16 protein-coding genes are annotated in these 16454 nt (G+C 40.6%); 4 read left to right on the top strand and 12 right to left on the bottom strand.

Annotation, left to right across the window (positions count from 1 at the left end; translation table 11 throughout):
- The first annotated feature begins 300 nt into the window (after positions 1-300).
- Entirely contained in the window at positions 301-1035 is a 735-nt protein-coding gene (locus tag NY014_RS15490; RefSeq protein ID WP_290427057.1) for a lysophospholipid acyltransferase family protein, read from the top strand.
- On the opposite strand, the gene NY014_RS15485 is transcribed toward NY014_RS15490, so the two are convergent.
- The 4 genes from NY014_RS15485 to NY014_RS15470 all read right to left on the bottom strand — a co-directional run bounded on the left by NY014_RS15485 (position 1007) and on the right by NY014_RS15470 (position 5494).
- On the bottom strand, positions 1007-1678 hold the full coding sequence (locus NY014_RS15485; protein ID WP_259415448.1) for a DUF2189 domain-containing protein: 672 nt from the start codon (positions 1676-1678) through the stop codon (positions 1007-1009). The two genes, NY014_RS15490 and NY014_RS15485, sit on opposite strands and share 29 nt — an antisense overlap.
- Positions 1679-1683: 5 nt before the next feature.
- Positions 1684-3051, bottom strand: coding sequence for a cystathionine beta-synthase (locus tag NY014_RS15480; protein ID WP_259415447.1), 1368 nt, complete (start codon positions 3049-3051; stop codon positions 1684-1686).
- A 93-nt stretch (positions 3052-3144) separates the two neighbouring features.
- On the bottom strand, positions 3145-4785 hold the full coding sequence (locus NY014_RS15475) for a putative ABC exporter domain-containing protein (RefSeq protein ID WP_259415446.1): 1641 nt from the start codon (positions 4783-4785) through the stop codon (positions 3145-3147).
- A complete protein-coding gene (locus NY014_RS15470) occupies positions 4778-5494 on the bottom strand; it encodes an ABC transporter ATP-binding protein (RefSeq protein ID WP_259415445.1) in 717 nt (238 codons plus the stop codon). Before NY014_RS15470 ends, NY014_RS15475 begins: the two co-directional genes overlap by 8 nt.
- A 96-nt stretch (positions 5495-5590) precedes the next feature.
- On the opposite strand from NY014_RS15470, the gene NY014_RS15465 reads away from it, so the two are divergent.
- Positions 5591-6199, top strand: coding sequence for an outer membrane beta-barrel protein (locus tag NY014_RS15465; RefSeq protein ID WP_259415444.1), 609 nt, complete (start codon positions 5591-5593; stop codon positions 6197-6199).
- 3 nt (positions 6200-6202) lie between these two features.
- On the opposite strand, the gene NY014_RS15460 is transcribed toward NY014_RS15465, so the two are convergent.
- Genes NY014_RS15460 through NY014_RS15445 form a run of 4 tightly spaced genes read right to left on the bottom strand, consistent with a single transcriptional unit; the run spans position 6203 to position 9732 of the window.
- Positions 6203-7129, bottom strand: coding sequence for an aspartate carbamoyltransferase catalytic subunit (locus tag NY014_RS15460; RefSeq protein ID WP_259415443.1), 927 nt, complete (start codon positions 7127-7129; stop codon positions 6203-6205).
- 2 nt (positions 7130-7131) lie between these two features.
- Positions 7132-7680: a bifunctional pyr operon transcriptional regulator/uracil phosphoribosyltransferase PyrR gene (gene pyrR, locus NY014_RS15455; RefSeq protein ID WP_259415442.1), complete on the bottom strand. Its 549-nt coding sequence runs from the start codon at positions 7678-7680 to the stop codon at positions 7132-7134.
- A gap of 34 nt (positions 7681-7714) precedes the next feature.
- Positions 7715-9337: a hypothetical protein gene (locus NY014_RS15450; protein ID WP_259415441.1), complete on the bottom strand. Its 1623-nt coding sequence runs from the start codon at positions 9335-9337 to the stop codon at positions 7715-7717.
- Positions 9334-9732 (bottom strand): EVE domain-containing protein, encoded by a 399-nt coding sequence (locus tag NY014_RS15445; RefSeq protein WP_259415440.1) that lies wholly within the window; start codon positions 9730-9732, stop codon positions 9334-9336. Before NY014_RS15445 ends, NY014_RS15450 begins: the two co-directional genes overlap by 4 nt.
- 202 nt (positions 9733-9934) lie before the next feature.
- Here NY014_RS15445 and NY014_RS15440 point away from each other — a divergent pair, with 202 nt between their 5' ends.
- Positions 9935-11644: a DNA polymerase/3'-5' exonuclease PolX gene (locus NY014_RS15440; protein WP_259415439.1), complete on the top strand. Its 1710-nt coding sequence runs from the start codon at positions 9935-9937 to the stop codon at positions 11642-11644.
- 54 nt (positions 11645-11698) lie between these two features.
- On the top strand, positions 11699-11986 hold the full coding sequence (locus NY014_RS15435; RefSeq protein ID WP_259415438.1) for a hypothetical protein: 288 nt from the start codon (positions 11699-11701) through the stop codon (positions 11984-11986).
- Between the two features lie 68 nt (positions 11987-12054).
- Here NY014_RS15435 and NY014_RS15430 read toward each other — a convergent pair whose 3' ends face one another.
- From NY014_RS15430 to NY014_RS15415, 4 genes are all read right to left on the bottom strand, one after another.
- Positions 12055-14592, bottom strand: a complete 2538-nt coding sequence (locus tag NY014_RS15430; RefSeq protein ID WP_259415437.1) for an ATP-dependent Clp protease ATP-binding subunit — start codon at positions 14590-14592, stop codon at positions 12055-12057.
- An 81-nt stretch (positions 14593-14673) separates the two neighbouring features.
- Positions 14674-15297 carry a WbqC family protein gene (locus NY014_RS15425; RefSeq protein ID WP_259415436.1) on the bottom strand — a complete coding sequence of 208 codons (624 nt, stop codon included), beginning with the start codon at positions 15295-15297 and terminating at the stop codon, positions 14674-14676.
- A 12-nt stretch (positions 15298-15309) separates the two neighbouring features.
- Positions 15310-15939, bottom strand: coding sequence for an L-threonylcarbamoyladenylate synthase (locus NY014_RS15420; RefSeq protein ID WP_259415435.1), 630 nt, complete (start codon positions 15937-15939; stop codon positions 15310-15312).
- Between the two features lie 8 nt (positions 15940-15947).
- Positions 15948-16454, bottom strand: coding sequence for a (deoxy)nucleoside triphosphate pyrophosphohydrolase (locus tag NY014_RS15415; RefSeq protein WP_259415434.1), 507 nt, complete (start codon positions 16452-16454; stop codon positions 15948-15950).

The raw sequence follows: 16454 nt of genomic DNA, 5'->3' as shown, positions 1-16454 counted from the left end.
CTGAAAATCCAACAGCAACCGGGTCTTGAAGCTGCGGTTTTTTGTTTGACAATCAGTGCTTTAGAACCTATTAAAACACCCCATTCACCCGAACGGACTGCAAAGGTACTGATTTTCTTTTATTTGTGGAAAGTATCTCAAAAAATGAATGGGGAAATTCAAGAATAGAACACCAAAGACATTGGTTTTTTTCTGAATTCAGAGTAGACTTGAAAAAAACAGACCCCGAAACGCTTCGGGGCCTATGCAAGCAAAGAGTTAAAGGATTATTTTCGAACCCAAATTTAACCAAAATTCCGAATGATTAAGTTCTTTCAGGCAATTTATACCATCTACTCGGCCTTGCTATTTATTTCCTTGATGCTTGTACTTGGTCTTTTCATCGTGATTCCCATGATGATAACAGAAAAAGGAGATCGCATATCCTTCTTCATTATCCGGGCTTGGGCTGGAACTTGGTCCTTTTTGACAGGAATCCGATATGAAATTCAAGGCTTGGAATTCATTGATCGAAAGCAACCCTACATCTATATTTTCAATCATCGTTCATTTATTGATGCACCTGTAATCCCTATGGCGATTCCTCAAGAACTCCGGGCATTGGGAAAAAAAGAATTGTCAAAAATCCCTTTTTTCGGTTGGGTCGTGGGAAAATTTGCCATTTGGGTTGACCGTACTTCTTCTGAGTCTCGAAAAGAAAGTCTAGGGAAATTGATCACCACTTTATCTAAAGGAAAATCAGTAGTCGTGGCTCCGGAAGGTACACGAAACGATACTTCAGAAACTTTACTCCCATTTCACAAAGGAGCATTTAGATTAGCTATTGAAACAAAAATTCCAATTTTGCCAATGGCGGTAATCGGAGCAGATCGAATTATGAGAAGAGGCTCCTTACTATTAAGGCCAGGAAAAGTTCGTATTTATTTTTCACAAGCCATCCACCCGCCAATAGCCTCAGACAGTGCTGTGTTAGAATTCACCGATCAATGCAGAAATCGATTGGAGGCTATGGTTCTGGCTCATGAGGAAGATTGATTTTATGCTCCTCTTCCTCCAAATATGGACCCGTCAAATCCTCAAATGCGGCATAAACTGCTAAATAGGATACTGGCCCACTAATCAAAAAGCCTACTCCCAAACATAAAACCCCTACGATATTAATCACAAGGAGTAAAATAAGGAAGGCAAAAAAGCGCCACCAGATTCGCGTGATTAACTTCCGGCTAAATTCCATGGATGTCCAAAACTCCGTACCGGCAAAAATGACAAACAGCATAGAAAAGGAATAGGCCACACCCAAATAAATCCCAGGGATAATAAGTGCAATTACTCCAAAGACAGTCAAGATCCCAGACACCAAAGAAACCACCACTACGGGAAACCAAAACTTAAATCCATCAAAGAAATGATGGAACTCAAGCGGCTCCTCCCTACTGACCCGATTCGCAGCTAGATAAAACCCTGCAGCCAAGGCTGGAGAGATAAAAATGGTCACAAAACTTGCAAAGTCTCCTAGAAAATAGGTAGCTCCAGCAGCGACAGCGATCATAATCAAGAAAAATGCAATGAAGAGGGCAGGGTTTGTTTTGAAAATTTCCCAGCCCCTTGTCAATGCTTTGTCAATGCTAAAATTGATTGGATCATGGAGCATTTGCTCCATTTTTCGGGGATTGACCATGGATGTTAATTGGTAAAGGCTTCTAAAATATCATGTTTTGTAATGATATGAATTTTCCCTAGATCATCTCTGACCAAAACTGCTTTTTCTTTTTCTATCATGGATGAAAGCACATCTAAGGTACTATCACCTGCCACAAAGGTCATAGAGCTTTCCATTACATCAGATACATGCGCATCTTTCAAAACTGGATTCTCAATGATTTTGGAAAGTAGTTTTGTGTCGGTAACGCTTCCCACTACTTCATCTCTATCCAAAACAGGGATTTGAGAGACACTGGTCTTATTCATCAAGGCAATGGCATCCTTTACTGAATCAGATGGTTTGACAGAAATCAAGGAATAATCAAGAGGTCTCTTCGCAATGATATCTTTGGCAGTAGCATAGCTCTTATCTTCCAAGAAACCATGGTTTCGCATCCAGTCATCATTGTAGACTTTTCCCAAATAGCGAGTACCATGGTCAGGAAGAATAATTACCATCACATCTCCCTCTTTGAGATTTTCTTTAGCCCATTCCAATGCTCCATGAACTGCTGAACCACAAGACCAACCCACAAAAAGCCCTTCTTCTCGAGCCAATCTACGAGTCATGACCGCGGCATCCTTATCAGTCACCTTTACAAAATGATCGATAACATCAAAATTGACGTTTTTCGGAAGGATATCTTCTCCAATCCCTTCAGTCAGGTAAGGATAAACCTCCTTTTCATCAAAGATTCCAGTCTCTTTATATTTCTTGAAAACGGAACCATAGGTATCGATCCCAACAGTAACGATATTCGGATTTTGTTCTTTTAAATACTTTGCTGTTCCGCACATGGAGCCTCCTGTTCCAACTCCAGCTGCATAATGGGTAATTTTCCCTTCTGTATCATTCCAGATTTCAGGCCCTGTCGTCTCATAATGAGCCGCTGTATTGGACAAATTGTCGTATTGATTTGGGTAAAAAGAGTTTGGAATATCAGCATTCAGCTTTCTTGCTACAGAATAATAAGATCTCGGATCTTCAGGGGCAACGTTTGTCGGACAAACGATCACTTCTGCGCCAACAGCTTTTAGAATATCAATCTTTTCCTTGGACTGCTTATCAGCCATGGTGAAAATACACTTGTAGCCCTTTGCCACAGCAGCCAAAGCCAAACCCATCCCGGTGTTCCCAGAAGTTCCTTCAATAATAGTTCCTCCAGGCTTCAAAATACCAGCCTTCTCAGCATCCTCCACCATTTTGATAGCCATACGATCTTTCATGGAATTTCCAGGGTTAAAGTATTCCACTTTTACGAGAACATCCCCTTTGATTCCTTTGGCTAATTTGTTGAGGCGGATCATCGGAGTATTCCCGATGGTTTCTATGATGGAGTTATAAATCATGGTAGTAGTTTTATTTGGGTCGGGGCAAAATTAAAAGATTTTTTGGCCTCAGCCGAATGGAAGCCAAAAGATTACCCAGCTTCGTGAATTGGATCAATTTTCCTCCTTAAACTCCAACCGGGATAAAACATCCAAGGCAACATGAATTAAAATCCCTGCCACAAAACTCATCCCAATCGTAACCGTCAGAAGCATCCAAACAAACTGCCTGGTAAACACAAAAACCAAAATCCCCAACACCAATGCCGGGATAATTCCAAAAAGAAAGATTCCGATCATCATGGCAGGTTTGATGAGCTTTCGATCCCAGCTTTCTTCTAGTGAAATCTGTGGAATCAAATTGATGCAAAGCCCTATCATGTAAGACACTAAAATCCCAAGAATAAATACGGGAATAACAAGGATATGAAGTCCTGCAATCAAAACAGATGGTACAATCATCACCACCGCAAAGAGCAAAATCTGGACAATATCCAGTTTGATTACGTTCCAGAATTTAGATGTCCAAGTTGCAGGAATCAAAAAGAAATATGGCTTTTTTAAATCACCTACCGATGCTCGACCAATTCCAGCCAAAAAATAAAAGCCCAAAATCACAAGAACATATCCATTCAGGACTTTGTGCGAAAACCAATCGAAATTGGACAAAATCGCAAATACAATCCCCAATCCAGCTATTATCAAACTATATACTCCAAAAAGTGGGTGAAAATCTTGCCTGCTGGCGTGTACATAATTTCGCCAGTAAAAAGCCTTTGCCCCTACTCCAAAATCCGGTAAAGCAAGTTGTTTCTTAGTGTTGAGACTATAGGTAGCTTCCGAATTTTCCCGCTTTCCTTTCACCTTGTCCCGTTGCACTTCATTGGACTTGGTGGCCTCCAACACATCCTCGTAGTAGTATCCGGCAAATTGGATAACCAACCGCACGATGAGGTAATAGCTCAAAATATATAGCCCCAAAAAAGCGAAGGCCAGAATCAGATTTTGATGGACGAGATAGCCCATCATTCCCCTACTCCAACCGACAAAGGGAAATAAATCAAACCAAGGAGAAGCAACCCAGGAAAACATCCCCTGCCAAAACTTCTCTGCCGTTAATCCCGGAATCAAAATCATTATCGCCAAAAGCACTGCCAAAACAGTGATTAGGGTCTTGATTTTTTCTAAAATATCATACTTGGTATGAAGGGTATAAATCAAAAAACGAATAGGCGATAGAATAAAAAAGAACAAGGCAAAGCCCAATAAAATGAACAAAATATTTCCCAATGAAAGCTCAAAAGAGCCTGCCATTTGACTTCCCCCATAGATCAGGAAAATTATACTACCGCCCAAGGAAGGCAAAATAGACCTCCCCATATAATAGAGTAAAATATTTTGAGGTTTGACAGGACCGGTAAACAATAAATTCACATCAGCCATAGTAAAAAAGCTGACGTTGCGTTTTGTCGCACGGAATAGCTGATAAAGTAAAAATCCCAAAGCAAGCACAGTAATTCCACCTACGATATTCTGAGTTGCAAAGTCTACTTCAGGCAATCCATTTACATCCATTTCGGGAATTGAATTGTCAAGCTTTTTAGCTCTATCCTTCATCCGCATGGTGTAGATAAAGAAAAAATAGCCGATCAGACCCGCATAAGGAATCAGTCTGGCAGGATTCCTCAGGATCAACAAAATATTGTTTTTCAGAACCCAGAGGTCTTTTCTAAAAAGCAGTTTTACCTCATTCATCTTTGGTCAATTCTAAAAATATATCCTCCAAGCTTCCACCTTCTTTCTGTTCAAATTGCTTTTTGAGATTTTCAAGACTGTCATTCCCAATGATGTTCCCTTCCTTCAAAATCATAATTCGATCCGCAATAGTCTCTACCGAGTCAATCAAATGCGTACTGACCAAAATGGTTTTCCCAGCTTCTTTAAGTTCTCTGAAAATACGTTTAGTGTTTCGGATAGCTTTCGGATCCAAGCCAATCATCGGTTCATCAAAAAACAAAACCTGAGGGTCAGGAAGCAAGGCACAACATATTGAAACTTTCTGCCTCATTCCCTTGGAAAGATCTTTTCCTAACTTTTTTGCCTTATCCGTTAAATCATAGGTCTCCAGCAATTCATTACCCTTTTCCTTCCAGTCCCGAATTCCATAAGCCTGAGCTATGAATTGTAGATGTTCCTCCACAGTGAGCAAATCATAGACATAGGGAGTCTCTGGGATGTAGCTAAAAAGCCGCTTGGCCTCGACGGAAAGATGGTCATATCCCCCAATAGTTATTTCACCCGATGTTTTTCGAAGCAATCCCACAATGCATTTCATGGTGGTACTTTTCCCAGCCCCATTAGGTCCAAGAAGCCCTACTACCTCGCCCCCTTGAAGCTCAAAAGAAATATCATTGACAGCATTTTGCTTCCCATATCGTTTGATCAAATTCTGAACAAGCAGCATAAAAATTGAATTTTGGATTAAAACTAGAATTCTTTAAGGGAAGTTTGGACCTTTTGGAACCTTTTTTGACAGCCTATCGAAAAAATCAAACAAACGATGAAAAAACTTCTCACACTAATCATTTTGCTTGGTATAGGAGCAGCATCTTATGCACAGCAAGCAGGAAAATTCCGGATGGGTCTAGAATTAGGGCCAGCTATCCCAAAAGATGGAGGAATTGGAGCTTTAGTAAATATCGAACCAAAAATCAATGTTGGAGACAATATGAATGTAGGTATCCGTTTTGGTGTAGCCGGATTGGCAAAGGATGTTACCTATTATGATATCACCAAAGATTACGAGGGAGAAGTTTCAGGGAATGTATCCATCACTGGAACCTTCGATTATTACTTCAATAATGGAGGAAGCAACTTCGCACCATATATCGGTGTAGGTTATGGATATTATGGTTTGAGTTCAGTTGAAATAGATGCTTCCAATATCGATAATGTGGATGTTGGAGATTTGGAGGCAAACTTCAAATGGGCGCCTATGGTTAGAGCTGGAATTGAATTGGGAAAATTCAGAATGGGAGCAGAATATAATTTTATTCCAAACTCAGACCTTCAAAATACCAGCGGAACTGTCATCGGTGAAGCAATCAACCAATACTTTGGATTCACTCTTGGATTTTATGTAGGAGGAGGCCGTTGGCGGAAAAACTAAATATTAGGCTTTCACCGCTGCCAACAAATACAATACAGCCATTCGGACTGCGACCCCATTCTCTACTTGCTGAAGAATGATGGCGTGGTCCGAATCGGCAACATCTGAGGCTAATTCCACCCCACGATTTATCGGGCCAGGATGCATCACTACGATTTCCCTATCCAGCTCCTCTAGCATTTTTTTATTGACCCCGTAATACAATGAATACTCTCGCAGACTTGGGAAATATTTGATTTGTTGTCTTTCAAGCTGAATTCGAAGGACATTTGCCACGTCACACCAAGCAAGTGCCTTTCTTACATCCAACTCCACCTTTACTCCCAAGCTTTGGATATGCTTAGGAAGCAAAGTAATTGGTCCGCAAACCATGACTTCGGCCCCTAGCTTTTGAAGGCAAAATATATTGGATAAAGCCACCCTAGAGTGAAGAATATCTCCAATGATGGCAATTTTCTTTCCTTGAAGATCTCCCAATTTTTCTCGCATGGAAAAGGCATCGAGCAAGGCTTGGGTAGGATGTTCATGCGTTCCATCTCCAGCATTGACGATATTGGCTTTTACATTTCTTGCCAAGAAATGTGGAGCTCCAGGACTGCTATGTCTCATCACGACCATATCGACTTTCATCGATAGGATATTATTGACTGTATCTACTAGAGTTTCTCCTTTCTTCACCGAACTATTGCTCGAAGAGAAATTCACCACATCGGCAGAAAGTCGCTTCTCCGCTAGCTCAAACGAAAGCCTAGTTCGGGTTGAGTTTTCGAAAAATATATTGGCAATGGTAATGTCGCGAAGGGAAGGCACCTTTTTAATCGGACGATTGATGACCTCTTTGAAATTTTCTGCGGTTTCCAATATCAACTGAATATCCGCTGGGGTCAGATCTTTGATTCCGAGGAGGTGGCGGCTGCTGAGTTGCGACATGGTTATTTTTGTTCTTTTTCTGTAATCCAAACTGCATCTTCAGGCTGCCCTTGGGAAGCCCATTCGACGACCACATATTGAGTGTCAATTGTATTTACTCGAATTCCGAAATAGTCCGGCATAATAGGATAATCCCTTGTGAGTTTTCGGTCTACTAGAACCATCAACTCGACCTTTTGGGGTCTTCCAAATGCGATCATCGCATCCATTGCTGCCCGCACAGATCTACCTTTATACAGGACATCATCGACAAGAATTACTTTTTTTCCTTCTACCAAAAAATCAATCTTTGTCTCATTCGCTTTGAGAGGGAAATCCCGACGACGAAAATCATCCCGGTGAAATGTCGCATCCAAATACCCTGCTGGGACTTTTTTACCGGATATATTTTCCAACTCTTCAACGATTCGGTCAAGCAAAATAATTCCTCTTGGCTGCAAGCCTAGCAGAACTGTATTCTCAAAATTATCGTGATTTTCGATCAGCTGATGACAAAACCTTTTCAGGATGATTTGGATTTGCTGCTGATTTAAAACAAGCCGTTTTTGCATGGGTTGGATTTGCGGGTAAATATAAAAAGAAATTCTAGTCTTCGGTTTCCTCAGGTTGATAGAGGTCTCCTGAAACCATCACTTTTGTGAAGAAAAACACCTCCCGAGTCGCTGCTTGCCCATTTTCCTTTTGATAACGAATTCGCTGATTTCCTGTGAGAAGGAAATACCGATCATACCAATACACCAATCTCAGACTTGGCATATCTGTATCTGCAATTCGTTCACTTTCATTGATCAACTTTAGCTCAAAGTCGAGGTTATCGAATTTCTTTTCTCCATTCTTGATATAGGCAAGTCGAATTTTATCATTTCTAACATAGCCATGGTAAAACTCATCCCCGACTATCGCTATTTCCCCAAAGGGTTCGGGAAATTCTGTCAATAGATCATCATATGTCGCCGAATTATCCCAAACTACCCGTCCATCTTCCCCCAACTTGACAAAATGAGCAGAGATGTAACTGAACTCGGTATTTATCTGAAGTGGCCCCTGATTAAAGCGTCTAACAGAAATTGGATCCCAATAATCTTGTGAAGAGCTCATTCGACTCCATTGATCATAGCGATACATCCCTGTTGGAGAAAAAGGCCAACCTCTGTTGACTCCTCTGGAATTAATAATATTGTAATGGTCGAAAAAGACATACATGCCATCTGGTTCCTGGCGAACTTCACGGATAGAATAGACATTTCGGATACTAGGTACTTTATCCCGATCTACTTGTTTGAGTACTTCCGCATCCTTTTTTGCTTTTCCTTTTTCATCTAGGTAATTAAAAAAATTAGGGAAGTCCTCGAGCGTATACAATCGTGTATCATACTCTCCAAATTCATTGATCTCTGTTCGGTACATTCCCAAATAAGAATCCCTCCTAGCCAAGCCATAGGAACCAATCATGGATCTACGGTAAAAGTCTTCCTGAACCACCAAGGCTTCAATAATTTCTTGATCCTCTTCCCCAAACTGATCAATTCGAATCTCACGCAGCAAATTACCAAGCAAATCATAGGTATTAAGAATCACTTCCCTATCACGGTATTGGCCTTTTCGACTTAATACCACTTCAAAAGCCTCGATTTCGGGCATTTTTCGGATTTGAAGGATCTGAGTATCATTTCCATAGACCCCCTGAACAGTGTGAATTGTTTTATCAGCCAAACCATAAACCTGTACTACGGGGCGCATATTGGCAGAGCCCATAAAAATCACACGATCATTCTGAACCAAAAATTCTGCAAGCTCCAAATCAAGTAAATTCTCAACTGAGAATTCAAATGCATCCAAGCCAACCAAATCAATTTTGAGAACATATTTTTCTCCTCCTATACCACTTCCTCGCTGAAATAGCGCATACAAAAAATCTCCATCGAGATCATATCCTATCAAATCATAACCCGGTTGAACGGGCAATTCTATCAATCCTTTTTCTGTATTCAGATCTTGATCAAGAACGATATATTGAAAAATCCGATCTACAGAAAAAGCCCGCTTCGCAAGCGTTCGAAAGGCTACAATATCTTCTCCGTATCGAACCATTTCAAAATGGGGATCAAAATAATCCGACTCGATTTCAAAACGGGATTCGAATTCTACCTGCGAAAATGCAGGTATGCCAAAAAGTACCAATAAGCAAATAACAATCGCTTTTCTCATAGAGACATTTTCACTATCAATTCAAACTCATCCTTATTTACAGGAAGCACAGAAAGCCGGGATTGTTTTAACATAGGTAATTCGGAAAGCCTATCCTCGGCCTTGATCTGAGATAAGGTAACTGGATGAGCTAAAGGTCGACCAACTTTCAGCATTACTGCGGTCCAAGCTTCATCTTTGGGATCAGGTAGCGGAGCTGAGGAAACCTCAGCAATTCCTACCACAGCTTTTTCTTTTCCGCTGTGGTAAAAAAGGACTTGATCCCCTACCTGCATTTCATTTAAATAATTCCGGGCTTGATAATTTCTGACTCCATCCCAAATATCTTCCTTGGCCTTTTCGAAATCATCCCAGGAGTAAGAATTTGGTTCGCTTTTTACCATCCAATAATTCATAGCCTATTTTGGTTTTCTAGTTTTGGATACAATGCTGAAGCATAAAATAAAGGATTCTAATTCCATTTATCCTTTTCACTCAGTTGAAATTAAAATCCTTTAAGAGACTATGCCATCTTCTTGAAGATACCCGGTTCAACTTTAATTTGAAACAATATTTTTGGACATTTGTCTATGTAGACGTAATTAAACCTTCCTTGTTTTGGACCATAAAACTATTCTCAAAAAACTAAAGCTCTGCATCCAATTGATGGAGCTACATGATGAAAATTCCTTTAAAATCAGAAGTTATCAATCAGCGCTCAACTCCTTGGAGCGAGGTGACGCTGATATCATGGAGCTTAGCGATGAAGAGTTGGGTAAAATCCCTGGAGTTGGAAAGAGTATTTTTGAAGCAATTCAATCCTTAAAATCCACAGAGTCCTTTCCCCTATTGGATAATTTGATTGAAAAAACCCCACAGGGAATTCTAGAAGTTCTCCAAATCAAAGGCTTGGGTCCAAAGAAAGTAAAAACACTTTGGGAGGAATTAGGCATTACTTCTACTCATGAATTGATGGAGGCTTGCCAAAGCGGGAAAGTCGCCAAAATCAAGGGCTTTGGTGAGAAAACACAAGAAACCATCATCCAAAACCTGGAATTTAAAGCCTCCAACGCCGGAAAATGGCTTTATGCTGACATCGAGGATTCCATAAATGAACTGACTGAAAAATTGAAAGATGAATTTTCCAGTTCTATCATTGTTCCTGTCGGTGAATTTGCCCGGAAAATGGAAATCATTTCCCAAGCGGAATGGCTAATTGGCACTAAAGATATCCCGAAGATCCAGCACAAGCTTTCAAAAATCAAGGACTTTGAAATAGATAAATCCATTTCAGGACCTTTTTCTTTGAGAGGAAAAATCAAGGACTTGGATCTTCAATTCACAATTTATTTAACTAGTCCTGAGGAATTCCCAATAAAGTCCTACGCACTCTCTGCAAGTCCTCAGCATCTTCAAAGTAAAATCGATTCTAAAAATACCGTGGCAGATGCACTTCGGGTAAATGGATTTCAAAACGATAAAGAATTCTTCTCGAAGCATCATCTTCAATACATTCCAGTAGAAATGCGGGAAGGATATGGAGAAGTGGAATTAGCAAAAGAGCATAAGATCCCAACCCTACTGGAAGAAAAAGACCTTAAAGGAATACTCCACAATCACTCCACCTATAGTGATGGGAAAAACAGCCTTCGTCAGATGGCTGAACAATGTAAGGAGATGGGCTATGAATACTTAGGAATTTCTGATCATTCCCGAACTGCCAGTTATGCAGGTGGCTTGGAAATCGAAAAAGTGATCAAACAACAAGAAGAAATTGATCAACTCAACAAAGAGCTCGCACCATTTAAAATATTCAAAGGAATCGAATCCGATATTTTAGGGGATGGCAATCTGGATTATCCTGAAGATATTTTACAGACATTCGATTTTGTGGTTTCTTCAGTCCATTCCATTCTAAACATGGATATCAAGCGGGCGACTCGAAGATTACTAACTGCGATTGAAAATCCATACACCACTATCCTGGGCCATCCAACCGGAAGGCTTCTGCTTAGAAGAGAAGGCTATCCTATCGACCACAAGACTATTATTGATGCTTGCGCCAAACATCAAGTCGTAATTGAGATCAATGCCAATCCTTGGCGTCTTGATTTGGACTGGAGATGGGTCCGCTATGCGATGGATCAAGGAGTCATGCTATCCATCAATCCGGATGCTCATGAAGTAGCCGGATATGGAGATATGAAATATGGTGTTTTAGTGGGAAGAAAAGGTGGGCTAACCAGAGAAATGACCCTCAATGCACTGTCCTGTGAAGAAATTGAGAAATATTTTGCCGATCGAAAAAAGAAAATGATTAAAAAATAGGATCCTCCTGAATCGAAAGGAATTCCTATCTTCGCCAAACCCCAATTTTACCTTATGAAATGGACCGATTTGCCTGAAGGCGTACTTTTACAACGATCTTTTCTTTTCGGAATTACCGGGATCCTACTCGGAACCCTGTCGATATTCAACAGTCAATTCCAACTAGTTCAGGCACCAATGGGACCATTGAACGGAATCTCATTATTGCTTCAAATGTTTGGATTGGGACTTTCTGTAATGGTTCTCCGAAAACGAAAAGTAAAAAAGGAAGACATGGAAAAAGCCAAGGTCATGACCTTAGTATTGGGAGTAGCATTAGTGTTTTTCATATTCTCCCTTTAAATACAATCAGGCAAAAGCAAAAAATCCCAAGGCTGAGCCTTGGGATTTATATTTTGTGGCAGAACAGATTATTCTTCCGCCTTTTGTTTCTTCTTTTTCACTGTGATGGTCAATTCCGGAGATTTTCCATCGTAATCTGCTGTGATTATATCACCTTCGGACAGATCCCCCTTCAGGATTTCTTCGGCAACCGCATCTTCCAGATACTTCTGTATTGCACGGTTTAGCGGACGAGCTCCATATTGCTGATCATATCCTTTTTCGGACAAGAATTCTTTTGCCTTCTCGGTCAACTCGATCTTGTATCCCAAATCAGTGATTCTGTGGAATAACTTCGCCAATGAAATATCGATGATCTTGAAGATATCTTCTTTTGACAAAGAATTGAATACAACCACATCATCCAAACGATTCAAGAATTCTGGACTGAATGCCTTTTTCAATGCAGACTGAATCGTAGACTTCATGATTTCATCCATGTTATCCTGTTTTGCTTTGTTAGCAAAACCAATCCCTGCACCAAAATCCTTCAAATCACGAACCCCAATATTGGAAGTCATGATGATGATGGTATTTCGAAAATCAACTCGACGACCTAATCCATCGGTAAGAATTCCATCATCCAATACTTGCAACAGAATATTGAATACATCCGGATGAGCCTTTTCAATCTCATCAAGCAAGACCACGGAATAAGGCTTTCTTCTCACCTTTTCGGTCAATTGACCACCTTCTTCATAGCCAACATATCCTGGAGGCGCTCCCACCAATCGGGAAACGGAGAATTTCTCCATGTACTCTGACATGTCAATTCGAATCAAGGAATCTTCCTTGTCAAAGAGATAGGTGGCCAAGGTTTTTGCTAATTCAGTCTTTCCGACACCAGTAGGTCCCAAGAAAATAAAGGAACCGATTGGCTTTTTAGGATCTTTCAAACCCACTCGGGTACGCTGAATAGCTTTAGTCAATTTCTTGATAGCCTCATCCTGACCAATAACTTTACCCTTGAGCTCCTCACCCATATTGAGCAATTTATTGCCTTCATTTTGAGCGATACGCTTAGCAGGTATTCCAGTCATCATCGCGATTACCTCAGCGACATTATCCTCGTCAACTGTAAATCGCTTAGTCTTGGACTCTTCTTCCCATCGAGCTTTTGCTAAATCCAATTGCTCAAGCAATTTCTTCTCCTTATCCCGAAGCTGAGCCGCTTCTTCGTATTTCTGAGATTTAACTACTCGATTTTTCTCTGCTTTGATCTCCTCAACTTCAGCTTCCAGTTTCAAAATTTCTTCTGGAACATGAATGTTGTTGATATGCACGCGTGCACCAGCTTCGTCAAGAATATCAATCGCCTTGTCTGGCAAGAATCGATCGGAAATATATCGGTCCGAAAGCTTTACACAAGCCTCGATTGCTTCATCTGTATAATTTACATTATGATGATCCTCGTATTTATCCTTGATGTTGTTAAGGATTTGGATTGTTTCCTCAGGAGTAGTTGCGTCAACCATTACCATTTGGAAACGACGAGCCAAAGCTCCATCTTTCTCGATGTACTGACGGTATTCATCTAAAGTGGTCGCACCGATACATTGGATTTCTCCTCGAGCCAAAGCTGGCTTAAACATATTGGATGCATCCAAAGACCCTGAAGCTCCTCCGGCACCTACAATGGTATGCAGCTCATCAATGAAAAGGATCACATTTGGTGATTTTTCCAATTCATTCATGACCGCCTTCATTCGCTCTTCGAATTGTCCACGGTATTTTGTTCCTGCAACCAAAGAAGCCAAATCCAAAGTAACAACCCGCTTATTGAAGAGTACTCGCGATACTTTCTTCTGAACGATACGAAGTGCCAAACCCTCAGCGATGGCAGTTTTACCAACACCAGGTTCACCGATGAGAATTGGATTGTTTTTCTTTCTTCGAGAAAGGATCTGCGCTACTCGTTCGATTTCTTTCTCACGTCCGATAATTGGATCCAACTTGTCTTCCTCGGCCATTTTGGTCAAATCCCGACCAAAATTATCCAATACAGGAGTTCGTGATTTCTCACTTCCTGACTTCGAAGAACTGGAACCTCCACCTGAAGGTCCAAAAAGCTTGGAACCTTCATCATCCGCATCATCAGCTTCTGCCCTAGAGCGAGGAGCCACACCCGGATCAGACTGCATTTCAAGCATATCTTTAATTGTATCGTAATTGATATCGAACTTATTAAGTATCTGAGTAGCGATATTTTCCTCATCTCTCAAGATGGAAAGCAATAAGTGCTCAGTGCCGATTAATTGGCTTTTGAAAATTTTTGCTTCCAAATAAGTGATTTTCAATACTTTTTCCGACTGACGAGTCAGCGGAATATTAGCCATATTTTTCACATTGTGGTTGGCAGTACCACGAACTGCCCGCTCAATCGAAGCTCGAAGTTCATCCAATGGAACTCCCAGTTTCTTAAGAATGGAAACAGCTACCCCTTCACCTTCACGAATCATCCCCAGCAGGAGGTGCTCTGTGCCAATATAGTCGTGACCCAAGCGAAGCGCTTCTTCACGACTGAGAGAGATCACCTCTTTGACTCTGTTCGAAAATTTTGCTTCCATTTAATTCCTTTCTGAATAATTATAAATACTGTACGTATGTTACCGAATTTGTTTTAAAAACACAATCATTTTAACGAATGTTCAATGTTTTTTTAAAGACTCTATCAATATGCGTTTTGCACTCGGGCCTTCAGCAAATAACAAATCCAGAACTGAGAGGTTGGGCTCAAAGTCTAAGCCAAAATTCTGGGTATAAGGTACTGCTTGATATATCCCCCGTTCCGAAAAATGCCCTGAGGGTGTAATTAGCCCTCTTTGGTCCTCCAGATTAGAAAATATTGACTCTTCAGACACAGTTTCCAATTTGACAGGAAGCTGTAACAACTTGAGACAGATTGTCAGAGCTTGCTTATTTAAATCCCAAAGAAATTGTGGTTTTCGCTCAAATATATCTTCGATGTAGGGAAAGAAATATTCAAAAAATGGAGTTTTCCCATAGGCACTTTGGATTCCACGGAGGTGAACTTTTTGCCATTTCTGATTATAATCAATCTCTATCTTTCCTAATGGGATATTCGGCCGCCTACCCACAATGGGAACAGAAAGCGTCTCCACCTTATTTGCCAATCGAATCTGAGTTCGATTGAAATAAGACTTTCTTTTATAATGCTCCCGCGGATTTAAATAAAGCGTATCAACTCCAATTAGGGAGCAGAAATATTCGAGATTGGGGAAATAAAATAGGTCAGATACGATCGATTTCATCCGGTACCAACATCAAATAATATCTTCCAAATCTCCCAATCCCTGTCTCAAAACTTCAACCTCCGGACCGGTACAATCCAAAATAGTGGAAGCAACATTTTGTCCATAACCACCATCAATGACCACATCCACCAAGTTTTGATACTTCTCAAAAATCAACTCAGGATCCGTACTATACTCAATCACATCATCCTCATCATGGATGGAAGTAGTCAAAATGGGCAGACCTAGTTCCTCCACCAACATCCGAGGCACATTATGATCAGGCACACGAATTCCAACCGTTTTTTTGTTCATTTGCATGATTTTCGGGACCTGCGAACTTGCTTCCAAAATGAAGGTAAAGGGTCCAGGAAAGGCCTTTTTCATCATTTTGAAGACTGGCTTGTCAATCACGCGCGTGTACTGAGCGATATCACTCAGGTCTGCGCAGATAAATGAAAAATTATGCTTTTTAGGGTTAACGCCTTTAATCTTGGCGATTCGCTCTACTGCCCGCTGATTGGTAATATCACATCCTATCCCATAAACCGTATCGGTTGGATAAATGACCACCCCACCGTTTCGCAACACCTCGGCTATATGCCTGATTCTTTTTGGATCGGGATTTTCCTCATATAATTTGATAAACTCGGCAGACATTTCTCAATTCATTTGATTCCATTGATAATGGATATCCAATGCTCCTTCAAATAGGAAACAATGGGGATATCAGCAGGTGCCCAAGTTACTTCAAAAAGTTCGTTTGCACCTAGCCAAGATAGCTGATCATGCTCATGAAGTTTGATTTCTCCTGAATGAATTATTGCTGAAAATGGAATCAAGCGAATCACTTTCTCTGTGGAATAGGCATGGTCAGATGCCGGCAATAATTCGCCAAGTTTAATTTCGATCCCCAATTCCTCTTTTATTTCTCTGATGATGCAGGATTCAGGACTCTCCCCTTTTTCTATTTTCCCACCTGGAAATTCCCAGAAACCACCCAAAGGCATAGATTGAGAGCGTCTGACTGCTAGAACTTTTTGATCTTGAAAAATTAATGCGCAGGTAACGGGAATCATTAAATGATGAGATAATATATAAAAGTCTTCCTCAGAATCTTTGAAGGTAAAGCCAAGGTTAAAAGTAGTGATTTGAGTAAAATCAGTAGCAACCAT

Source organism: Algoriphagus limi (genome assembly GCF_024919275.1).
Classification (GTDB): domain Bacteria; phylum Bacteroidota; class Bacteroidia; order Cytophagales; family Cyclobacteriaceae; genus Algoriphagus; species Algoriphagus limi.
This window is presented reverse-complemented; position numbering and strand designations above follow the sequence as displayed.